Origin of the sequence: Microtetraspora glauca (genome assembly GCF_040656155.1) — a bacterium.
In the GTDB taxonomy this organism is placed as follows: domain Bacteria; phylum Actinomycetota; class Actinomycetes; order Streptosporangiales; family Streptosporangiaceae; genus Microtetraspora; species Microtetraspora glauca.
In genome coordinates, this window is the sequence record NZ_JBFALK010000007.1 from 163129 (window position 1) to 183036 (window position 19908).

At 69.6% G+C, this 19908-nt stretch carries 24 protein-coding genes; 16 read left to right on the forward strand and 8 right to left on the reverse strand.

What is annotated here, in order from left to right:
* Nucleotides 1–20: 20 nt before the first annotated feature.
* Complete coding sequence (locus AB0I59_RS15275) at nt 21–710, forward strand: FadR/GntR family transcriptional regulator (protein WP_358133124.1); 690 nt, start codon at nt 21–23, stop codon at nt 708–710.
* A gap of 37 nt (nt 711–747) precedes the next feature.
* Here the strand turns inward: AB0I59_RS15275 and AB0I59_RS15280 are convergent, their stop codons facing one another.
* Both AB0I59_RS15280 and AB0I59_RS15285 read right to left on the reverse strand, forming a co-directional pair.
* Nucleotides 748–1638 carry an endonuclease/exonuclease/phosphatase family protein gene (locus tag AB0I59_RS15280; RefSeq protein WP_061258512.1) on the reverse strand — a complete coding sequence of 297 codons (891 nt, stop codon included), beginning with the start codon at nt 1636–1638 and terminating at the stop codon, nt 748–750.
* Nucleotides 1639–1832: 194 nt separating this feature from the next.
* A complete protein-coding gene (locus tag AB0I59_RS15285; protein ID WP_358133127.1) occupies nt 1833–2693 on the reverse strand; it encodes a siderophore-interacting protein in 861 nt (286 codons plus the stop codon).
* A gap of 159 nt (nt 2694–2852) precedes the next feature.
* On the opposite strand from AB0I59_RS15285, the gene AB0I59_RS15290 reads away from it, so the two are divergent.
* Genes AB0I59_RS15290 through AB0I59_RS15300 form a run of 3 tightly spaced genes read left to right on the forward strand, consistent with a single transcriptional unit; the run spans nt 2853 to nt 4858 of the window.
* A complete protein-coding gene (locus AB0I59_RS15290) occupies nt 2853–3692 on the forward strand; it encodes a TetR/AcrR family transcriptional regulator C-terminal domain-containing protein (protein ID WP_358133130.1) in 840 nt (279 codons plus the stop codon).
* 3 nt (nt 3693–3695) lie between these two features.
* Complete coding sequence (locus AB0I59_RS15295; protein ID WP_358133132.1) at nt 3696–4688, forward strand: helix-turn-helix transcriptional regulator; 993 nt, start codon at nt 3696–3698, stop codon at nt 4686–4688.
* Nucleotides 4685–4858, forward strand: a complete 174-nt coding sequence (locus AB0I59_RS15300; protein ID WP_358133134.1) for a hypothetical protein — start codon at nt 4685–4687, stop codon at nt 4856–4858. Before AB0I59_RS15295 ends, AB0I59_RS15300 begins: the two co-directional genes overlap by 4 nt.
* A 39-nt stretch (nt 4859–4897) precedes the next feature.
* On the opposite strand, the gene AB0I59_RS15305 is transcribed toward AB0I59_RS15300, so the two are convergent.
* From AB0I59_RS15305 to AB0I59_RS15315, 3 genes are all read right to left on the reverse strand, one after another.
* Complete coding sequence (locus tag AB0I59_RS15305; RefSeq protein ID WP_358133137.1) at nt 4898–5812, reverse strand: SDR family oxidoreductase; 915 nt, start codon at nt 5810–5812, stop codon at nt 4898–4900.
* 121 nt (nt 5813–5933) lie between these two features.
* Nucleotides 5934–6953 carry a hypothetical protein gene (locus AB0I59_RS15310; protein WP_358133139.1) on the reverse strand — a complete coding sequence of 340 codons (1020 nt, stop codon included), beginning with the start codon at nt 6951–6953 and terminating at the stop codon, nt 5934–5936.
* A gap of 91 nt (nt 6954–7044) precedes the next feature.
* Complete coding sequence (locus AB0I59_RS15315) at nt 7045–7485, reverse strand: nuclear transport factor 2 family protein (protein WP_358133142.1); 441 nt, start codon at nt 7483–7485, stop codon at nt 7045–7047.
* Nucleotides 7486–7576: 91 nt separating this feature from the next.
* Between AB0I59_RS15315 and AB0I59_RS15320 the strand changes: the two genes are divergently transcribed.
* Nucleotides 7577–8143, forward strand: a complete 567-nt coding sequence (locus AB0I59_RS15320; protein ID WP_358133144.1) for a TetR/AcrR family transcriptional regulator — start codon at nt 7577–7579, stop codon at nt 8141–8143.
* Nucleotides 8144–8336: 193 nt separating this feature from the next.
* Here the strand turns inward: AB0I59_RS15320 and AB0I59_RS15325 are convergent, their stop codons facing one another.
* The 3 genes from AB0I59_RS15325 to AB0I59_RS15335 form a co-directional block, all read right to left on the reverse strand.
* Nucleotides 8337–8711: a VOC family protein gene (locus AB0I59_RS15325; RefSeq protein WP_358133147.1), complete on the reverse strand. Its 375-nt coding sequence runs from the start codon at nt 8709–8711 to the stop codon at nt 8337–8339.
* Nucleotides 8708–9337, reverse strand: a complete 630-nt coding sequence (locus AB0I59_RS15330; protein WP_082777256.1) for a TetR/AcrR family transcriptional regulator — start codon at nt 9335–9337, stop codon at nt 8708–8710. Before AB0I59_RS15330 ends, AB0I59_RS15325 begins: the two co-directional genes overlap by 4 nt.
* 289 nt (nt 9338–9626) lie before the next feature.
* A complete protein-coding gene (locus tag AB0I59_RS15335) occupies nt 9627–10211 on the reverse strand; it encodes a hypothetical protein (RefSeq protein WP_358133150.1) in 585 nt (194 codons plus the stop codon).
* 284 nt (nt 10212–10495) lie between these two features.
* Here AB0I59_RS15335 and AB0I59_RS15340 point away from each other — a divergent pair, with 284 nt between their 5' ends.
* The 11 genes from AB0I59_RS15340 (at nt 10496) to AB0I59_RS15390 (ending at nt 19718) form a co-directional block, all read left to right on the forward strand.
* A complete protein-coding gene (locus AB0I59_RS15340) occupies nt 10496–11272 on the forward strand; it encodes a GNAT family N-acetyltransferase (protein WP_061258502.1) in 777 nt (258 codons plus the stop codon).
* A 306-nt stretch (nt 11273–11578) separates the two neighbouring features.
* Complete coding sequence (locus tag AB0I59_RS15345; protein WP_061258501.1) at nt 11579–11905, forward strand: PadR family transcriptional regulator; 327 nt, start codon at nt 11579–11581, stop codon at nt 11903–11905.
* Entirely contained in the window at nt 11902–12258 is a 357-nt protein-coding gene (locus tag AB0I59_RS15350; protein ID WP_061258500.1) for a DUF1048 domain-containing protein, read from the forward strand. Before AB0I59_RS15345 ends, AB0I59_RS15350 begins: the two co-directional genes overlap by 4 nt.
* Before the next feature lies 1 nt (nt 12259).
* Complete coding sequence (locus AB0I59_RS15355; protein ID WP_061258499.1) at nt 12260–12586, forward strand: DUF1048 domain-containing protein; 327 nt, start codon at nt 12260–12262, stop codon at nt 12584–12586.
* 678 nt (nt 12587–13264) lie between these two features.
* On the forward strand, nt 13265–13594 hold the full coding sequence (locus tag AB0I59_RS15360; protein WP_061258498.1) for a PadR family transcriptional regulator: 330 nt from the start codon (nt 13265–13267) through the stop codon (nt 13592–13594).
* Between the two features lie 2 nt (nt 13595–13596).
* Entirely contained in the window at nt 13597–14010 is a 414-nt protein-coding gene (locus AB0I59_RS15365) for a DUF1048 domain-containing protein (RefSeq protein WP_061258497.1), read from the forward strand.
* The gene (locus AB0I59_RS15370; protein ID WP_061258496.1) at nt 14010–14774 is read left to right on the forward strand and encodes an ABC transporter ATP-binding protein; all 765 of its coding nucleotides are present in this window, start codon (nt 14010–14012) and stop codon (nt 14772–14774) included. The genes AB0I59_RS15365 and AB0I59_RS15370 overlap by 1 nt, the downstream gene beginning before the upstream one ends.
* A gap of 9 nt (nt 14775–14783) precedes the next feature.
* Complete coding sequence (locus AB0I59_RS15375; RefSeq protein ID WP_061258495.1) at nt 14784–15545, forward strand: ABC transporter permease; 762 nt, start codon at nt 14784–14786, stop codon at nt 15543–15545.
* Nucleotides 15546–15580: 35 nt separating this feature from the next.
* Nucleotides 15581–16789, forward strand: a complete 1209-nt coding sequence (locus AB0I59_RS15380) for a cytochrome P450 (RefSeq protein ID WP_358133157.1) — start codon at nt 15581–15583, stop codon at nt 16787–16789.
* Nucleotides 16790–17195: 406 nt separating this feature from the next.
* Nucleotides 17196–18557, forward strand: coding sequence for a serine hydrolase domain-containing protein (locus AB0I59_RS15385; RefSeq protein WP_358133160.1), 1362 nt, complete (start codon nt 17196–17198; stop codon nt 18555–18557).
* A gap of 252 nt (nt 18558–18809) precedes the next feature.
* Nucleotides 18810–19718: an NmrA family NAD(P)-binding protein gene (locus tag AB0I59_RS15390; protein ID WP_358133162.1), complete on the forward strand. Its 909-nt coding sequence runs from the start codon at nt 18810–18812 to the stop codon at nt 19716–19718.
* Nucleotides 19719–19908: the final 190 nt, after the last annotated feature.

A 19908-nucleotide genomic window follows, 5' to 3' on the forward strand; every position in this document is an offset into this window, starting at 1 on the left:
ACCTGAGAGGTGACATCCGGATGCCGCTCGGCACGCTCCGCCCCAGCCCGCTCGTCGAACAGGCCACCGAGCACCTGCGCGAGCAGATCACCGGCGGGCACTGGCCGGTCGGCACCAAACTCCCCGGGGAGAACGCTCTGGCCGCGACCCTCGGCGTCGGGCGCTCCACCGTGCGCGAGGCGCTGCGGGCCCTCGCCGGGGCCGGCCTGGTGCAGGCCCGCCAGGGATCCGGGGTCTTCGTGGTCGCCACGGAACCCGCCGAGGACTGGTCCGCCCGCCTGCGCCGCGCGGCCGTCACGGACGTGTACGAGGTGCGCATGATGGTCGAGGTGCAGGCCGCCCGCCTGGCGGCCGCCCGCCGTACCGACGCCGACGTCACGGCGTTGGCCGCCGCGCTGGACGCGCGCCGCGCGGCCGGGCGGGGCGACGACGCGGCCTTCGTCGACGCCGACATCGCCCTGCACGCCGCGGTCGTCGCGGCGGCGGGCAATCCGGTGCTGACGGACCTCTTCGCGGAGTTCGCCCCGGCCCTGCGTCAGGGGCTGATCGACGTGGTCGACCTGCTCGCGCTGCGCGAGAACGATCCCGACCATGGCGACGAGGCCCACGCCGCCCTGGTGGACGCCATCACGCGCGGCGACGTGGACGAGGCGAGCGCCGTCCTGGAGGCCGAGCTCCAGCAGACCCTGGCGTACCTGCACCGCGCCTGAGCCCGCACCACATGGGCGGGCGCGGCGATGGGCGGCCTCAGTTCAACCGGAGCGAGGCGACGGCGGCGCGGTGATCGCTGCCGGTCGCCTCCTCGACGCCCGCGCTGGTCGCGGTGAGGCCCCGGTAGAGGATGTGATCGGGCCGCGTGATCGGGAACGACGACGGCCAGGTGAAGCCGAAGCCGCCGCCCGCCTCCTGCTGGGCGTCGGTGAGCGGCGGAACCAGCCCCGAGCGCACGCGGTCGGTGGTGGCGGTGTTGAGGTCGCCGAGGAGCAGCAGGTGGTCGCTCGGATCGCGGTCGACGAGGCGCCGGGCGTTGGCCAGGGTCTCGTCACGACGGGCCGTCGCGCCGGGCCGTGCCGAGGCGAGGTGCATCACGTAGACGGTCACCTTCCCCTTGGGCGTCTTCACCACCGCGCGCAGCGCGCGGGTCCACTCCAGGCCGATGTCCACCCTGCGCTGCTCGACGATGGGGAAGCGGCTCCACAGGCCGATGGTGCTGACCTGCGCCTTGTGCGGGAAGAGCCGGTCGAGTTCCTTGGCCGCCGGACCGCCCGGGGTCAGCTCCTGTGCCGCGAACAGGTCCCGGCCCTTCGCCACGGCGTGCACGGCACGTCCCGAGCTGGCGTTGACCACGCCCACGTTGAGGGTGCCGACCGACAGGTCGCTCGTCCCGCCCGGAGGGGTGCGCAGCAGGTCCGGGCCGAACATGACCCCCCACACGAGCGCCGGGAGCGCCACGGCGGCGACCGCCTTCCACGAGCGGCTGAACAACGCGCCGATCAGGAGGACGGGAACGCCGACGCCCAGCCAGGGAAGAAGGCTCTCCAGGATGGGCGTGAACCCGTTCAGGTCCGGCAGGAGCCCGTGCCCTCCGAGAATCAGGGCAAGCGCGCCCGCCATCACGATGATCGCCCGCCTCAGCACGCCGCTCCTTGTCCGCCTCGCCCCGAGGGCTCGGCTGCCCCGAGATGCGTAGGCTAGTCGGCTCCGGCGGCATCCGCGCGCATCGCCGCGTCGTACCCCCTCAGGCCCGGCCGGTCCGTACGGAGGGGCCGGACGGCGGCCGGGTCCCGCGGGCGGGGAGGATGAGCAGCTCAGCGGTCATGCGGGCACGGTGATCACTGGAGGGCCCGGGCGTCGGCGAGGCGTTCCCGCGCCTCGGCGAGATCCTCCTCGGTCGGGGCGTCGTCCTGGGTCAGGCGAAGTCGCCAGTATCCCGTGAAGTCGATCGACCGCTTGTCGACGCCGCGGTCGTCGACGAGGTGCCTGCGCAGGGCGCGTACCGCGCCCGACTCGCCGCCGAGCCAGGCGAACACCGACCCGCGCGGGAACTCGGCGTCGCGTACGGCGTGGACCAGTAGATCGGAGCGTCCGGCCGGGGTCGGCCCCCGGTGCAGCCAGTGCACGGTCACCTCGCCGAGCGTCTCGAACCGCTGCTCGTCGTCGGCGTCGCCGACCTCGATGAAGGCCACCGCGCGGCTTCCCTCGGGCAGCCACTCGATCACCGTGCCGATCGCGGGCAGCGCGGCCTCGTCACCGGCCAACAACAGCCAGTCGGACCCGGAGACGGACACGCTGAGGGGGACGGGCCGGGCGAAGTCCGCCGACGGGCCGAACATGCCGAGCGTGTCACCGGGGCTCGCGGACTGCGCCCATCGGGTCGCCGGGCCCGCGTCGCCGTGCAGGACGAAGTCGACGTCGATCGTTCCGCGCCGGTGATCGTACGCGCGGACGGTGTAGCTGCGCATCCACGGCCGCTCGTCCTCGGGGATCTCGAGGAACGCCTGGTACCAGCGGTACGCGTCGCTGTCCGCGCTCGGCTCGGGAAGGCGGGGTACGGCCTGCCCGGGGCGCGGGAAGTACAGCTTCACCTGCTGATCGGGTTCGGCGCCGATGGCATCGGCGAGGCCGTCCCCGGTGAAGGTGACGCGTGCCATGTGCGGCGTGATCCGCGCGACCTCGACGACTTTGATCAACATGACCGGGGGTTTCTCCATAAGTCCTCCCAAAATGTGATGAGCAGCAAAAACATGGGCGGCCACGTACGCGAACCGAGGCGGAACCCACCGGTGCCACTGATATCCTTATGGCGTAAAGAGATGGAGTGAGAGATTACTTTATGCCATAAGGAGTTGCAAGTGGTCGTCTTCGCCGGGCAGGGTGACGCACGTCGTTCGATGTCCCTCCTGTGGCGGGTTCCGGGGTCCGGCGCCGCGCGGGGCGGCCGGGGCCCCAAGCCCGGCCTGAGCGTCGACGTGATCGTGGACGCGGCGATCGCCGTCGCCGACGCCGACGGGATGGCGGCGCTGTCCATGCGCGCGGTGGGCGAACGCCTCGGGCGTACGGGCATGGCCCTCTACACCTACGTCCCCAACAAGGGGGAGCTGGTCGACCTCATGTACGACCGGGCACTCGCCGAGCTGCCCGCCGACTACGACCTGGAGGCGGGCTGGCGACCGGCGGTGACGTCCTGGGCCGAGGACACCTGGGAGTTCTACCTGCGTCACCCGTGGGTGCTCCAGGTGTCGCAGGCGCGGCCGGTGCTCGGCCCCAACGAGTACGTCATGCTGGAAACGCTGCTCGCCATCCTGCGCGAGACCGGCCTGGACGCCGCCGTGGTGCGGCGGGTCGTCGGCACGCTCTTCCATTTCGTACGCGGAGCGGCCCAGACGGTCACGGAGTCACGGGAGGCCGCCACGGCGACCGGGGTGCCCGACGAGGAGTGGTGGCAGACCCGTTCCGCACTGCTGCGCGAGGTCGTGCCCGATTTCTTCACGCGGTTCCCGATGGTCGCCTGGCTCGAGAGCGACACGGCGCCCCCGGCCGAGGACGACGCCACGCCCTTTCTGGAGCGGGAGGCGAGAAGGACGTTCGTGGTCGGGCTCGACATCCTCCTGGACGGGATCCACGCGGCCGTCCGCCGGGCCGGAGTCGCCGTCCTGTCCCCGGCGGGTTCCGCCGCCGGGCGCGAGGAGTGAGCGGTGCGGGCCGCACGGGTCCTGTCCCTGCTGCTGTTGTTGCAGGCACGGCGGGGGATGACGGCCGCCGAACTGGCGGCGGAGCTGGAGGTGTCCGAGCGGACCGTCCAGCGTGACGTCGCCGCACTGGCCGAAGCCGGCGTGCCGGTGTACGCGGAACGGGGAAGGGCCGGAGGCTACCGGCTCGTGGACGGGTACCGTACCCGGCTGACCGGGCTGGAGCGGGCCGAGGCCGAGGTGCTGCTCCTGGCCGGGTTGCCCGGCCCGCTGCACGAGATGGGGCTGGCCGGTCAGGCGCTCGCCGCGCGGCTGAAGGTGGCCGCGATCCTTGGCGACGGCCCGGGGACGGTCACGCAGCGGTTCCACCTGGACGCGCCCGCCTGGTTCCGCACCGCGCGCCCGCCCGCGCTCCTCGGCGCCGTGGCGCGCGCGGTGTGGGAGGACCGCGTATTGCGGGCCCGGTACGCGCGCGACGGCGCGGCCCGCGAGCGCACGGTGGAACCGTACGGGCTCGTCCTCAAGGCCGGGCACTGGTACCTCGTCGCCCGCGCGGACGACCGGCGGTTCCGTGCCTACCGGGTGGACCGGTTCGAGGCGGCCGAGCCGGGGGAGGAGCGCTTCACGAGGGACGCGGAGTTCGATCTCGCGGCCTTCTGGGAGGCGAAATCCGCCGAGTTCGCCCGGTCGCTGCTCCGCGAGCACGTCACCGTACGGCTGAGCGCCCGAGGCGTGGCACGCCTGCCCCGGATGCTGGAGGGCACGGCGGCGGCGGAGGCCCTCGACACGGCGGGTGAGCCGGACGAGGAGGGCCGGGTCACGGTGCGGCTGCCGGTGGAGTCCCAGGAGGTCGCCTACGACCAGATGCTGCGGCTGGGACCGGAGGCCGAGGTCCTCGACCCGCCGGAACTGCGGGAGCGGATGGCGCGGGCGGCCCGGCGCGCGGCCGCTCTCTACCAGCGTCAGGAAGTGTCCGACAGGCGTTCTGCCGGCAGATGAACGGTGCTCACGACCCCGAGTCGACACCGCTGACAGAGTTCTATCGGTTCGCCGAAGCGTCAGGGCTCGCGGGACGACTGGCGGCGCGGCTCGCGCATGGCGGCGTACCGCTCTACCGGGAACTCGGCTTCTTCGACCACCCCGACCCCGCCCTGTGCTGGCGCCCGTGACGGCACCGGGCGACCAGCGAGGTTCCGGGATCGGGTCGGTCAGCGGTAGCCGGTCGCGTCGGCGGGCTTCCCCGCGTCCTGAACATCGACGATGTAACGCCAGGCGTCCGGCCGACTGCCGTCGAGGTCGGTGAAGCCGTAGACACCGGCGAGCTGCCCGCTGGACAGCGACTGCCCGTTCCAGCGGGAGACGTCAGGGTCGGCGGCCAGCGCGACGACGGCACGCCCGACGAACGACGGCGTCTCGGAGATGCAGAAGTGCGGTTGGCTCGACAGCGCGTCCCGCCAGGTCTCCTCGGTGACGCCGAAGGCGTCAAGCATGATCTCCGAGCGCAGCCACCCCGGCGTCAGTGCCACGGCGGTCGCGCCGCGCGGGCCCAGCTCGTGGCCGAGCGCGAAGGCCATGCGGAGCACGGCGGCCTTGGCGATGTCGTAGAAGAACGAGTTGCGGTACGTGTCGCGGTTGTACTCGGCGGTGCCGTCGGTCATCTCCACCACCAGCCCGCCACGGTGACGCAACAGCAACGGCAGCGCGTGATGGCTGGTGATCGCGTGCGTGTCCACCGCGAGCCGGAGCAGCCGCAACCCCTTGTCGAGGTCGTGCTCCCACACCGTGGAGTCCCACTCGAACAGCAGCTCGCCGCCCCAGATGTCGTTGACCAGGACGTCCAGCCGGCCCTGCTCGGCGTCGATGCGCTCGACCAGGGCCCGGACCTGGTCCGGGACCAGATGATCGGTCGGGACCGCGATGCCCCGGCCTCCGGCGGCGGTGACCAGGTCGGCGGTGTCCTCGATGGTCTCCGGCCGGTCGTACTCCGAGCGGCGCTCGCGGGTGCTGCGGCCGGTCACGTAGACGGTGGCCCCGGCCGCTCCGAGCTCGACCGCGATCCCTCGGCCGGCCCCGCGTGTCGCCCCCGCCACCAGGGCGACCTTGCCGTCAAGTGCTGCTGACATATGCGTCCTCACATGCGTGCTCGTCAGTGTTCTCATCGGGCCGGTGTCCACGGTCACCGGCTCCATGATGATGTCGCCGATACCCGACACCTCATGTCGTATTTTCCACGGAGCTACGCGATCACGAGGGCGCGATGGCCTCGGCGGTTCGCCAGAGCTCGGGCAGGGCGGCCAGCACGCGCCCACCGCGGCGCCGCCGATCGTCGAACGTCTCCGCGCCGAGGTCCGCGAGCAGCTCGCGCAGGCCGTCCTCGTGCGGCCGGGTGGCGGCACCGGCGACGGACAGCTTCGCCAGGCACCGCGCGTACGTCGCGACCAGCCAGAAGACCGCCTCGCGATGGAGCCCGCGTCCGATGAGCTCTCGGGTTCCGCCGATCGAGATCGCGCGGGCCGCATCGCTGACGTCCGACGCGAAGCGGTACGACTCCGCCTGGACCGCCGCCGCCGCGTCGAACGCCTTCTCCAGCACGGCGAGGTGGTGCTCCACGCGGCTCCGGCCCATCTCGGCGCATCCCAGCAGTTCGAGGAGGCTTTCGTGGCACTCCAGCCGGTCGCGTTCGGCGAGCAGTTCCCGGACGGCCGCATACCGTCGCCGGATGGTCGGGTTCCGCAGCCCGGCGACGAGCAGGACGTGCGTCGTCACCCCGGTGCCGAACAGCCACGGCATGACCTGGTCGGGGAACGACGCCGCCGCGTCCATGCCGTTGATCATCGTGCGTACGGCGTCCGCCGCGTGCGCGCAGCGCGCCAGCACCCAGCGCCGCCGCGCGAAGTCGACGGACACGGCCCGCTGGATCTCGGTCAGCCGCCCGGTGGGGTCGGCCAGCACGCTCGGCACGTGGAAACCGCCCGCCAGGTGGTAGTCCCCCAGCACGGCCTCCGGCGTGCCGAGCGCCGCCGCGGGCATGAAGGAGACCTCCAGCAGCACGCCGCGGTGGACGAACTTGCCGAGCTTCGCCGGTGCCTCGGCGGTGTCGAGCACCACCATCACGTCCACGTCGGAACTCGGCTCCAGTTCCTCGTCACCGTGCGCCCAGAGCGTGGAGCCGGTGAGAAACGCGCCGGCGAAACCGGGTACGCCCACCCCCTCCTCGATCACCCATCGCCGTGCGATCTCCCTGGCCTGCGCGACGCGCGTCATCGTTCCTTGCCCCTTTCGTTCGTACGCGGTGGCTGCCCGTCCACCGCCTGCGTAGGGCGCTCCGTCCATGCCGGGAGCGGAGCCCGGGAGCTCAGGCGTCGCCGAGCGCGATCCGGACGAAGTCGCCCGTGGTGGTGGCCCAGTAGTCCCGGAACAGCACGACCCGGCCGTCACGGACGCGCCACACCTGGACGTACGGCACTTTGAGCACGTCATCGGTCGTCTCCACGTCCACGTGCAACTCGATCTCGGCGATGATCACCTCGGGGTCCGCGGTCTCGTGCACGGTCATGACGCTCTTGTCCTGGTCGAGGCGCATGCCCGCCTGCGCCGTCCCCCGGCCGAGCGAGGTGAGCATGGCCCTGATCTCTTCCCGTCCCTGAAAGCGGCTGGGGGTCCCCGGCGGGGCGAACGGGAACTCGATGACGGCGTCGTCGCTGAACAGGGCGGCCTGCGCCTCGCGGTCTTCGGTCAGCCCCGCGCGGAGATAGCGCTCGAAGATCTCGCGGGGCCCGGCCGTGGTCGTGCTCATGACTGTCTCCTCTGATCGCCGATACAATCGGAGTCGTGACTCCGATTAGAGGATACGAAGTGATGACTCCGTTTGTCCATGGGGTGGCGCGTTGAGCGCCTCCCCGGCGGGCCGGCCGATGCGCGCGGACGCCGCGCGGAACCGGGCTCGCGTCCTGGAGGCCGCCGAGGCCGTGTTCGCCGAGAACGGGACGTCCGCGTCGACCGAGGACGTGGCCCGGCGGGCCGGCGTCGGCATCGCCACCGTGTTCCGGCACTTCCCGACGAAGGAGGCGCTGATCGAGGCGGTGTTCGCCGGGCTCATGCGGCGCTTCGCCGACGAGGCCGACGCCCTGTGCGCGGCCGAGGACCCGGCCGAGGCGTTCTTCTCCTTCCTCACCCGGATCGTGGACGTCTCGGCCACGAAGAACGCCTACACCGAGGCGCTGACGGCCGCCGGTGTCGACGTGGACGACGTCCTCGCCGAGGGGCGGCAGGAGTTGCCCCGGGCGCTCGGCGCGCTGCTCGACCGCGCCCAGCGAGCGGGGGCCGTCCGCGCGGACATCGGCGTTCCCGAACTGATCGTGCTCATCGTCGGCACCTCGCGCGCGGCCGAACGCGCCACCCCGGAGATCCAGTCCCGCGTCCTGGAGGTCGTCTTCGACGGTCTCCGGCGCTGATCGGCCGTGCGGCGCCTTCGGGCCGCTCTGTTGGAGCGCCCGAGCGTTCCGCGCCGACGCCCGACCAGGCGGATCGGCTCCTCCCGGACCGCGAACGCACCTCCGGTCGTAACGACCACACATGCGCCGCGATCCGCGTCTTCCGTCCGGACGACGTGGGACCGCATGCTCGTCGCGACTGCCGCCAGTGGCGTCACGCCGGCGACATCACCTCGTACAGGTTCCGTGCCGAGTCGACGAAGAACAGGCCGCGCGGGCACAGCGGATGATCGATCCGCCCGTTGTCCGGGTGGGCCGGATCGTTGCCGTATGGCACGCCGGCCGCGCGGATGCGGGCCAGGATCTGGTCGAAGGTCGCCGGGTCCACATCGAACGCCAGATGGTGCCCTTCGGGATTCTCCACGGTCATGAAGTCGAGGATCAGCGTCTCGTTCACCCGTACGGGGGCGAAGTGTCCGTTGCGGCCGGCGGGCGGCAGTTCCTCCAGACCCATGATCGACGCGAAGAACCGGGCCGCCTGGCGGTTGTCGACCGCGGGGACGATGGTGTGGTTCAGGGTGATGGTCACGTCACGCTCCCCGGGTCATTGAGTGCACCGTGGAGGAGGACACTGACGAAGTCCTCCAAGGTCGCCTCCGCACCGCCGGAAGCGGGGTGGAGCCGGGTGAAGGGCATCCCGAGGAAGATCGAAGCGACCTTCCCGGGCTCCAGGCGAAGCGCGTCGCGATCGGGTTCGATCAGCTCGGTCACGGCGTCGCCGAGCACTCTCATCGACGCCTCGCGGCTGCCCGGAGGCGGCCGGTCACCGGGTGAGCGGCCGCGGCTGTGGCCGGAGGCGTGCAGGCTCCCGATCACCGCGCCGATGCGCTCCAGGTGGGCGCGCAATGCCTCGGCAGCCTCGATCAGCCGTGCGGACAACGGCTGGTCGAGGGGGATCGAGGCCAGCTCGCGCAGGACGTGGTCGGGATTCACCGCCTCGGCCACGCACGCGTCCAGCACCTCGTCCTTGTCCTTGAACGCCCGGAAGATGGTGGCCTCGCCAATGCCGGCGGCCCGGGCGATCTGGCTCGTGGTGACCGCGGCGCCGCTTTCGGCGACCAGCGGCAGCGCCGCCGCCACGATCATCGCTCTGCGTTGTTCGGAGGTCATGCCCGGCGCGCGTCGCCGGGGAGGCGTGTCTGTCGTTTCTGTCATACGCGAAAGCGTACGGAGTGAGTACTCACTCCGTCAAAGGGATATCCGACCGCCGCCCGTCCCGGTTGAAGCCCGGTGACGTTCCGGATCCCGCACACAGCCCCCGTGGAGGCGGGTCGCCACGAGGTCATGAGCCCGACCCTTTCCGGGCGCTGACCCGCGTGATCGGTCGGCGGCCAGGGCCTCGGCGAAGCGCTCGGCGTGCCCTAGTTCGACGGCGTACGCACCGGTGGCGGGTAATGCGGCAGCCCGGCGAGGGTGTTCTCCGACTGCGGTCGCTCGACGGCGGTCAGTAGTCCCAGAGCGCGTTCTGCACGATCGTCGCCAGTCCCGGCGTGGCCCACTGATCGACGATCAGGATCTTCTCCTTCGGCAGATACCATTCACGCTGCCTGAACGTCGTCTTCTGCTGGCCGTTGTCGTACCGTACGCACCGGCCCGGGTACACGCGATAGTGCGCCTTGTGCATCACGCCGACGTTCCGGTACGCCGCGGTGATCGCCTTGCCCAGGACCTGGCCGTACGCGGGATTCGTCGCGCACGGCGCCACGTCGCTCGCCGGATAGTACGGGCCCTGGTCGGGGTCGTATCGCTGGAAGCCCTCGCCTCCGGTCTTGAGCGCCTTCGGCCCGATCACCCAGAAGCTGTCGCACCGGGGCTCGAAATACTTCGCCTTCGGCCGCGCGCAGGAACCCGTCACCACCCGGACCTGGTCCGCGCTGCCGTACACCTGCCAGGAACTCGGGATCTCCAGGGTCAGCCCGCCGCGCAGTCGCAGCATCGTGGTCCCGGAGGACGCCGCCGACGCCGGTATCTGAGCGGTCAGCGAGGCGACGCCCGCCGCGACGAGCAAGGTCATCACTTTTTGCATCATGGCGGCGACGCTATCGACGCCGACTTGCAGATGATCTTGATTTGTCTAGGGATTTTCTGACGAATGCTGCCGGTCGGCGAGCGCGCATCCGCGTACGTCCCCGTCGACCCGCCGCCCATCAGCGCCTGGAGGAGGACACACACGGGCCGCGCTACAAGGGGCGGGCGACGGGCCGAACTCCACCCTCGCCCTGCGACGCGCGGTGATCGACCTGCCCGGCTCGGGCCGGGGACGGCGGCGAAATCCGGTTGTCACCTCCGCAGGACTGGTGCTGGGGTAGCCGGATGGATCGCGACACGGTGCTGGCGGCCTTCGACCGCCAGATGAGGCAGGACATGCGGGCCGACGGCCCCGGCGCGCGGGTCGAGTGGGCCGACGGCGTGGTGCGGCAGGTCGGCCCGGACGACGCCTGGAACGGCGTCGTCTGGTCGGACCTCGACCGGTCCACCGCGGACGCGGCGATCACGGCGCAGGTGCGCTACTTCACCTCGATCGGGCGCGAGTTCGAGTGGAAGCTGTACGCCCACGACCGGCCGGACGACCTCTCCGGGCGGCTGCGAGCGGCCGGTTTCGTGCCCGAGCCGGAAGAGGCGCTGATGGTCGCAGAGATCCGCGACCTGCCCACCGCCGTCGAACTTCCGGAGGGGATCCGGTTGCTGCCGGTCACCGACGCCGCCGGGGTGGATCTCATGACGGACGTTCACGAGAGGGCTTTCGGTACGCCTCGCCCCCAGATCATGCGGAGGTTCCTCGCGCAGATGGCCGAGGAGCCCGGCTCGGTCGCAGCCGTCGTCGCCATGGCCGGTGACGTGCCGGTGAGCGCGGCACGGATGGAGATGCACTCGGGCACGCACTTCGCCAGTCTCTGGGGCGGGGGAACCGTACCGGCCTGGCGCGGGCGGGGTGTCTATCGGGCGCTCGTCGCCTTCCGTGCGCGCGTCGCGGCCGAGCGCGGTTACCGCTATCTGCAGGTCGACGCCTCCAGCCAGAGCCGCCCCATCCTGCGCCGGCTCGGCTTCGAGCCGCTGAGCACCACCACTCCGTACGTGTACCAGCCCTAGAGCTCGGTTAGCTCCGGCTCTATTTGGGGCGGACCAAGGTACGGGAGAAAGGGGCTCACGTCTTTGGCCACGGCTTTCACGGGGACCCGGGCAACGTGGAACGCCACCGATGGCGTGCTCCGGAGGTGACGATGGAGTCGACGCCGCCGGGCCCGGTGGTGATGTCGAGCGTCCAGTCGTGGGCCGATGATTCGAATCGCTGCCGTGGTCTGTGCTCGCCACTCGCTGGACATTGGTTCACTACTCTGTGGTACCGTATAGCGGTACTCGGTACTACAAGGTACCAGGAACCGAAGAGGATCCACGATGGACGACCTGACGGAGATGCTGAAGGGCACGCTTGAGGGCTGCGTGCTGGAAATCATCGGCAGCGAGGAGACCTACGGGTACGCCATCACGCGTCGGCTGAACGAACTCGGCTTCATCGATGTCGTCGAGGGGACGGTTTACACCATTCTGCTGCGGCTGGAGAAGAACGGGCTCGTCCAGGTGACGAAACGACCGTCCGGGGTGGGCCCGCCACGCAAGTTCTACGCGCTCAACGACGCGGGGCGCGAAGAACTCGCGAGGTTCTGGGCGAAATGGGAGTACGTCTCCTCACGGATCGACAAGCTCAAGGAGGGCGGCAGATGAACTTCTGGGAGACCATGACAGGCAGCGATCTCACCAGGGAATGGAAGGCGTTCGAAGCCCGGGCCGAGGCATTGCCGGCCGACTACCGGGCGGCGTGGGAGAAGATCAAGGGTCACCTTTTTCCCTACGCGGACTTCACCGGCCGCAACCTGATGCCGATTCTCGACAATGCTCTGGGGTTGCTCGAAGAGACAGCCTCCGATGGGCAGAGCATTCACGAGGTACTGGGTGACGACATCGAGGGCTTCTGCGCGGCGCTGGCCGGCGGAGAAGGGGCTCGGAGCCATCGCGACCGGTGGCGCGAGCAGTTGAACAGGAACGTCGCAAGGAAACTGGGCCGGCTAGGAGGCTGACGTGGGCATCCAGGACATCATCGCGGGCAAGAAGCAGTGGCGGGCGCACATGGCCCGGGTCAAGGCGCTCCCGTCGGACTACCAGATCGTCTACAAGGAGATTCAGAGGTACCTCTTCAAGGTCGGACCGATCGACTTGCCAGACGGGCGCCTGCTCTCAGGGATCGTCGATTTCTTCGAGGAGGGCGTCGCGGCCGGCAAGGGAGTCCTGGAACTCATCGGCAACGACGTCGCCGCCTTCTGCGACGACCTGGTCAAGGACTCGCGCACCTACGCGGACATCTATCAGGAGTCCATCAGCGGGAAACCCGGCACGGCCGGGAAGTAACACCGTTCGTCGACCCAAGGCACCGGCGGGCGCTGGGCTGTGCAGTAGAGCAGTAGGACCGGGTAGCTGTCGAAGTCGGACCTTGGTCGGCGCCGGAGGGGCGATCGTGGAGCCCGAGCAGCCCGATGGCCACTTGCGCGTCTTCTGCGAGTAGGCGCCGTTCCGTTGGACGGACCCCTAGGGGGTGTTTGAACACCCTCCCGAGGCCGCGCCTGCCGTAGCAGAGCGCGGCGAACGGGACCCCGATCCGCGAAGACGTCGGGGAGGATCCCGTGGACGCCGAACCGCCCCTTGGGAGGCGTGTCAGGCCGGCGGGATGCCCCGGCGATAAGCAGGCCTGCTGCGGTGTCGTGTCGGCGGCCGTGTCAGCACGGCAACGGCCTGGTATCAGCGCTTTCGGTGATGGTGGATGCCATGAACCGTTCAGTGATTGCGCACTCGTGGTCGCGGGCGCTCCCGCCTCGTCCGCGACGATCGAACTCTCCAGTGGGCCGACGGAGCCCGTCTTGGCCTAAGGGATGACGGACTCGCTCACGAACAGCGACCAGGCCGCCCGCCCGCACCCACACGCTTAAGCTTCCGTTTCACATCTCAGCTATTCGGTGTTGCTAGGTACCAGTAGTAAGTGTTACTTTGTACCGGTAGCTAGCGACACGAAGTAGCTGAAAGAGGTGTTCCATGGGCAAGCTCGTGACGGAGATGCTCAAGGGAACGCTGGAGGGCATCGTCCTGGCGATCCTGTCCGGCCGGCCCGCGTACGGCTACGAGATCACGGCGTGGCTGCGAGAGCAGGGCTTCTCCGACATCGCCGAGGGCACCATCTACGCGCTGCTGGTCAGGATCGAGCAGCGCGGCCTGGTCGACGTGGAGAAGGTCCCGTCGGAGAAGGGGCCGCCGCGCAAGGTGTACTCCCTCAACGACCAGGGACGGGAGTACCTCGAAGAGTTCTGGCGAACCTGGAGCTTCCTGGCCGACCGGCTCGAACAGCTCCGCAAGGGAGGCAAGTAGGCATGACTACAGGATCAAACGAGCCGAAGAGCCGCTACCTGCAGTACCTGGAGATCGTCACCGGATCGCTGGAGGAGAAGAAGCGCTACCGGCAGTACAAGGCACGCATCAAGCAGCTTCCCGAGAACTACCGCATCGCGGTCGAAGCGCTGGAGCGGTACCTGATGCACTTCGGGCCGGCCGACGGCGCCGGTGCGATGGCGATGTACGACGACCTTGCCGAGCTGTTCGAGCAGGGCGCGGCGGACGGCACCCCGATCCGCGACATCTTCGGCGCGGACCCGGTGGAGTTCGTCGAGGCGTTCATGGCCAACTACCCCCTCGGCCAGTACAGGACCCGGGAGCGCAACCGCTTCACCAGCGCCATCGAGCGCGCCGCCGGCGAGAACACCACGACAAAGGACAGGACAGACTGATGACGACACAGCAAGCTGCGGCGATCCAGGTGCAGGGCCTGGAGAAGGCGTACAAGGAACTGCGGGTGCTGCGCGGCGTGGACTTCACCGTGGCGCGGGGCAGCATCTTCGCCCTGCTCGGCTCCAACGGGGCGGGCAAGACCACGGCCGTGAAGATCCTGTCCACGCTGCTCAAGGCCGACGCGGGGACGGCCCGCGTCAACGGCTTCGACGTCGCCACGCAGGCCGCGGACGTACGCGAATCGATCAGCCTCACGGGGCAGTTCGCCGCCGTCGACGAGATCCTCAGCGGGCGGGAGAACCTCGTGCTGGTCGCCCGACTGCGACACCTCAAAAGTCCGGGCGAGATCGCGGATGGCCTGCTCGCGCGTTTCTCGCTGACCGACGCGGGCGCCCGGAAGGTGTCGACGTACTCGGGTGGCATGCGCCGCCGCCTGGACATCGCGATGAGCCTCATCGGGAATCCGCCGGTCATCTTCCTCGACGAGCCGACCACCGGCCTCGACCCCCAGGCCCGCATCGAGGTCTGGCAGGCCGTCAAGGAACTCGCCGATCGCGGCACAACGGTGCTGCTCACCACGCAGTACCTGGACGAGGCCGAACAACTCGCCGACCGGATCGCGATCCTCCACGAGGGCCGGATCATCGTCAACGGCACCCTGGCCGAGCTCAAGCAACTGCTCCCGCCCGCCAAGGTCGAATACGTCGAAAAGCAGCCGACCCTCGAGGACGTCTTCCTCACCCTCGTCGGCACGAAGGCATAAGGAACAACGATGAGCAAGCATTTCTTCGGCGACACCGCCGTCCTGCTGGGACGATCCCTGCGCCACATCACGCGCAGCCCGGACACCATCATCACGACCGCGATCATGCCGATCGCCATGATGCTGATGTTCGTCTACGTGTTCGGCGGCGCGATCAGAACAGGGTCGGATTCGTATGTGAACTACATGCTGCCCGGCATCCTGCTCATCACGGTCGCCTCCGGCATCGCCTACACCGCGTACCGGCTCTTCATGGACATGAAGGGCGGTATCTTCGAGCGCTTCCAGTCCATGCCGACCGCGCGGTCATCGGTGCTGTGGGCGCACGTGCTGACCTCGCTGGTCGCCAATCTGATCTCGCTCGTGGTCGTGACGCTCGTGGCCCTGCTCATGGGCTTCCGCTCCTCGGCGGGAGTGCCGGCGTGGCTGTCGGTGGCGGGCATCCTGATCCTGTTCACCCTGGCGTTGACCTGGATCGCCGTCATCCCCGGCCTGTCCGCCAAGACCATGGAAGGCGCGAGCGCGTTCTCCTACCCGCTCATCTTCCTGCCGTTCCTCAGCTCGGCCTTCGTGCCCACCGACACCATGCCCGGCCCGGTGCGCGTCTTCGCCGAGAACCAGCCGGTGACCTCCATCGTCAACGCCATCCGCGCCCTGTTCACCGGGCAGCCGGTCGGCACCGACATCTGGATCGCCCTCGCCTGGTGTGTCGGCATCCTCATCGTCGCGTACGGCTTCGCCATGACCACGTACCGCCGCAAGATCTCCTAGGTCGGTCGGGTGCCTGCACATCGAAAGGAAAAGTCATGAACGATTTTGTCCATACCCTCACGGTGATGCCGACGGCGCGTCAGCCCGGCTGTCCCTTCGACCCGCCCAAGGAGCTGATCGAGATCCGCGAGCACGGCCCGATCAGCCGATTCACCTTCCCCGACGGGCATCAGGGCTGGCTGGTCACCGGATTCGACCTGGTCAGGGCGGTGCTGGCCGACTCACGGTTCAGCTCGCGCAAGGAGCTCATGCGCCACCACCCGACCATCGACTACGGCGACATCGAAGTCCCCCCGGCGCCGCCCGGCGAGTTCCTGCTCATGGACGAGCCCCAGCACAGCCGCTACCGCAAGCCGCTGGTGGGCAAGTTCACCGTACGCCGGATGCGGCTGCTCACCGAGCGGATCGAGCAGATCACCGCCGAGCACCTGGACGCGATGGAGCAGGCCGGACCGACGGCTGACCTGGTGACCGCCTTCGCCAAGCCCATTCCCTCCATCGTCATCTGTGAGCTGCTGGGCGTGCCGTACGAGGACCGCGGCCGTTTCCAGGAGAACATCGACGCGTTCCTCGGCGGGGAGGCCGGCGACGAGGAACTGATCGCGGCCTACACCGCGACACAGCACTACCTCGCGGAGCTGGTGGCCGCCAAGCGCGCCAACCCCACCGACGACGTGCTCAGCGACCTGCTCGACAGCGACCTGACCGATGAGGAACTGCGGGGGATGGCCCTGATCCTGCTGTCGGCCGGGTTCGACACCACCGCGAACATGTTGGCGCTGGGCACCTTCGCGCTGCTGCGCAACCCGGAGCAGCTGGCCGCGCTGCGCGCCGAGCCCGCGCTCGCCGACGGGGCCGTGGAGGAGCTGCTGCGGTATCTGAGCGTCGCCAAGACGTTCATGAGGACGGCGCTGGAGGACGTCGAGTTGGGCGGTCAGACCATCAGGGCCGGTACGGCGGTCATCCTGTCCTACGTCACCGCCAACCGCGACCCCGAGCGCTTCACCGACCCCCACGTGCTCGACCTGCGCAGGCAGGACGGCGGGCACCTGGCCTTCGGTCACGGCATCCACCAGTGCCTGGGCCAGCAGCTGGCCCGGGTGGAGATGCGGGTCGCGTTCCCCGCGCTGGTCAACCGCTTCCCCACGCTGCGCCTGGCCGTACCGGCCGACGAGGTCGCCCTGCGCCCGGAGATCGCCGACATCTACGGCGTAAAGAGCCTCCCGGTCACCTGGGACGCGTAACCACGAACCGATGACAAGCGAGGGTTCGTAACGGGCCGGACGCTTCACCGTCTACGCATCACTCGCGCGATGCTGACCAGCCCCTGTCCCATCCCGTGCCCCCACAGGTCGGGATGTTCACTGCGGACTCACCGCGACTCACGGGAATCTCCTGCCGCACTGGAACAGTCGGGACACGCTTCATCAGCGGCCTCCCCTGAGCGGCATCACCCAGTACGAGCCGGAGCGAGACGACGGACTGGGGCTGACGGCCGGGTCGCCTTTCGACAGAAACCGCTCGTGCTCCTCGTGCACCGCTCTTGCCGTGCCGATTCAGTAACGCGGACCGTCCCGGTCGATCAGAGCGTACGTCTTCTCCAGAAGTCTCAGATCTCTGAGTTTCAGCTCTCTAGAAAGGAATCTCAACGTGGCAGACACAACAAGCGGGACACCCGAACAGGGACACGTCGGGCGTCGGACCGTGTTGAGGGGCGTGCTGGGCGCCGGCGCGCTCGCCGGCGCACATGCCGCCCTCGCCGGCCGCGCCTACGCCTCCGTGAGCGGTGGTGGTGGCGATGGCGAGCGCGGTGTCGAGCACGGCTGGGGAAAGGTCGCCGACGCGTTCCGCGCGAACTTCAGAAACTCTGGCGAGGTCGGTGCGGCGTGCAGCGTCTACGTGGGCGGCCGCCCCGTGGTCAACCTGTGGGGCGGCCTCGCCGATCGCGAGGCGAATCGGCCGTGGCGCAGGAACACCATCGTCCAGGTGGCCTCCACGACGAAAGGTGCCACCGCCATCTGTGCCCACATGCTCGTTCAGCGCGGTGAGCTGGATCTGGACGCCCCGGTGGCCCGGTACTGGCCGGAGTTCGGCGCCGCCGGCAAGGAGCAGATCCCGGTGCGCTGGTTACTGTCGCACCAGGCCGGTCTGCCGATCGTCGACGGGCCGCTGACGTTCGAGCAGGCGTGCGCCTGGCACCCGGTCATCCGCGCGCTCGAGGCGCAGAGGCCGCTGTGGCAGCCGGGCACCGAGCACGTCTATCACAGCGTCACGTACGGGTTCCTGGTCGGGGAGGTCGTACGCCGGATCACCGGCAAGTCGCTCGGCACGTTCTTCGCCGAGGAGGTGGCCGCCCCTCTCGGGCTGAGCGCCTGGATCGGGCTGCCCGAGAAGGAAGAGAAGCGGGTGGCCCGGCTCCACGATGCCGCCCCGTTCAGCGTGGAGGAGCTGCTGGCCGGGCTGATCGCGACGACCGGGCTCGATGCTGAGACGGTCACCGCCTGGGTGAACGCCGTGTGGGCTCCGGGTTCGGTCCAGGCCCGCGCCGGCGAGCTCGGCGGCGCCTTGACCAACCCCGAGGTCTACGTCACGCGCGCCTGGCGCGCGGCCGAGTTCCCGGCCGCGAACATGCTCGCGGATGCCCGATCGGTGGCGCGGGTGTATGCCGCCACGGTCAGCGACGTCGATGGGGTGCGGCTGCTCGAACCGTCGACGGTCGAGAGGATGACCGTCGTCCAGACCGACAGGACGCCGATGCACGGACTGCCGCCGGGGCTGAACCTCCCGGCCGACCGCTCCTTCTACATGTCGCTCGGGTTCTGGCGGGCCTGCCCGCCGATGCCGCTGACCGGGCCGGGGGCGTTCGGTCACCCGGGCTCCGGCGGATCGATCGGCTTCGCCGACCCCGATGCCGGTGTCGGCTTCGCCTACGTGACGAACCTCTGGAACTATCGGCCCGACGACCCACGGGCAGCGAACCTGGCCAAGGCCGTCCGCTCCTGCCTCGGCTGACGACAGCCCTCGTGGGGGTGGGGCACCGAATACGTCAGAAAGGGGCCGTGGCCACGCGTAGTCGCTGGTCACACTTGGTCGCGTCGGGGCGACGGGCGGACTACGGGGCACGGAGGGTCGCATGCCGGCACCTCGGTCCGAGCGCCTACCAACGGGCTTACCGGGCGGCGCGTCGCCGGCCGGGCGACGAGGATCCGAGCGGCGGGTGGGTAGCGGATCGTTGATTCCGGCGAGGAGATGACGATGTCCGATATGCGACCCATTCTCGTAACCGGCGCCGCGGGGCGCGTCGGAGCGGTCGGTCGAACCGTGGTCGAGATTCTGCGGCGGCGCGACCTCCCCGTTCGTGCGCTCGTCCATCACGAGAACGACCTGGCCCAGGCGCTGCGCGCGACGGGAGCCGAGGTCGTGGCCGGCGATCTCACGCGCGGTGCGGATGTCGTCCGCGCGATGGCCGGCTGCCGCCGCGTGTACTTCGGCATGAGCGTGTCCGCCTCGTACGTCGACGCGACGGTCACCGCGGCGGCCGCCGCTCGCGAGCAGGGGGGCGTGGAGGTATTCGTCAACATCTCGCAGATGACGGTCTCCCAGATGAGCCTCACGAGTACGGCGGAATCGACGCAGCAGCGGCTGCACTGGCTCGCCGAACAGGTCCTCGAATGGTCCGGCCTGCCGGTCGTGCACGTACGGCCGACCGTGTTCATGGAGAACCCGCTTTTCATGGCCTTCGCTGTTTCCTCGATCGCGAAGGACGGCACGATCCGGCTGCCGTTCGGCTCCGGCCGTACCTCGCCCGTCGCGGCCCGTGACGTCGCCGAAGTGGTCGCGGCCGTCCTCTCGGACCCCTTCCCGCACATCGGGAAGGTCTACGAACTGACCGGGCCGCGATCTCAGGACATGACCGGCATGGCGGCGGAGTTCTCCGAAGCGCTGGGCCGGCCCGTCACGTACGTCGATGTGCCCTATCGGCAGTGGGTCGACCGGGAACTGAGCGCGCTCGGGCTGCCCGACCACGTTTTCGAGCACCTCGCCGTCATGGCGCGCCTCCACTCGGAAGGTCGCTACGACCGCGCGACGCGTGACGTCGAGGAGGTCACTGGAAGGCGGGCGTCCAGCGTCCGGGATTTCGTCGTGGCCAACCCCGCGCTGTTCCAGAGCTGAAGCCGCCGCCGGACCATCTCCAGCTCGACGACATCCATCTCCAAGACGACTACACGGTGTGGTTGTGGCAGAGGTTGAAGGACTGAAGTCACCTCACCGAGGTATGACGATCGGCCCACGGAGCTGCCGGCTGCCGTGCGATCGGCGCTCAAGCGTGCTCTGGCCGATCTCGCCCCTCGTGACGTCGACG

Excerpts from the sequence above, each read along its gene's own strand:
- AB0I59_RS15275 (WP_358133124.1), top strand. The coding sequence starts at position 21 with ATGCCGCTCGGCACGCTCCGCCCCAGCCCGCTCGTCGAACAGGCCACC.
- AB0I59_RS15285 (WP_358133127.1), bottom strand. The coding sequence starts at position 2,693 with ATGTTGATCAAAGTCGTCGAGGTCGCGCGGATCACGCCGCACATGGCA.
- AB0I59_RS15300 (WP_358133134.1), top strand. The coding sequence starts at position 4,685 with ATGAACGGTGCTCACGACCCCGAGTCGACACCGCTGACAGAGTTCTAT.
- AB0I59_RS15305 (WP_358133137.1), bottom strand. The coding sequence starts at position 5,812 with ATGTCAGCAGCACTTGACGGCAAGGTCGCCCTGGTGGCGGGGGCGACA.
- AB0I59_RS15310 (WP_358133139.1), bottom strand. The coding sequence starts at position 6,953 with ATGACGCGCGTCGCGCAGGCCAGGGAGATCGCACGGCGATGGGTGATC.
- AB0I59_RS15315 (WP_358133142.1), bottom strand. The coding sequence starts at position 7,485 with ATGAGCACGACCACGGCCGGGCCCCGCGAGATCTTCGAGCGCTATCTC.
- AB0I59_RS15330 (WP_082777256.1), bottom strand. The coding sequence starts at position 9,337 with ATGACAGAAACGACAGACACGCCTCCCCGGCGACGCGCGCCGGGCATG.
- AB0I59_RS15335 (WP_358133150.1), bottom strand. The coding sequence starts at position 10,211 with ATGATGCAAAAAGTGATGACCTTGCTCGTCGCGGCGGGCGTCGCCTCG.
- AB0I59_RS15340 (WP_061258502.1), top strand. The coding sequence starts at position 10,496 with ATGGATCGCGACACGGTGCTGGCGGCCTTCGACCGCCAGATGAGGCAG.
- AB0I59_RS15345 (WP_061258501.1), top strand. The coding sequence starts at position 11,579 with ATGGACGACCTGACGGAGATGCTGAAGGGCACGCTTGAGGGCTGCGTG.
- AB0I59_RS15350 (WP_061258500.1), top strand. The coding sequence starts at position 11,902 with ATGAACTTCTGGGAGACCATGACAGGCAGCGATCTCACCAGGGAATGG.
- AB0I59_RS15360 (WP_061258498.1), top strand. The coding sequence starts at position 13,265 with ATGGGCAAGCTCGTGACGGAGATGCTCAAGGGAACGCTGGAGGGCATC.
- AB0I59_RS15365 (WP_061258497.1), top strand. The coding sequence starts at position 13,597 with ATGACTACAGGATCAAACGAGCCGAAGAGCCGCTACCTGCAGTACCTG.
- AB0I59_RS15370 (WP_061258496.1), top strand. The coding sequence starts at position 14,010 with ATGACGACACAGCAAGCTGCGGCGATCCAGGTGCAGGGCCTGGAGAAG.
- AB0I59_RS15375 (WP_061258495.1), top strand. The coding sequence starts at position 14,784 with ATGAGCAAGCATTTCTTCGGCGACACCGCCGTCCTGCTGGGACGATCC.
- AB0I59_RS15380 (WP_358133157.1), top strand. The coding sequence starts at position 15,581 with ATGAACGATTTTGTCCATACCCTCACGGTGATGCCGACGGCGCGTCAG.
- AB0I59_RS15390 (WP_358133162.1), top strand. The coding sequence starts at position 18,810 with ATGCGACCCATTCTCGTAACCGGCGCCGCGGGGCGCGTCGGAGCGGTC.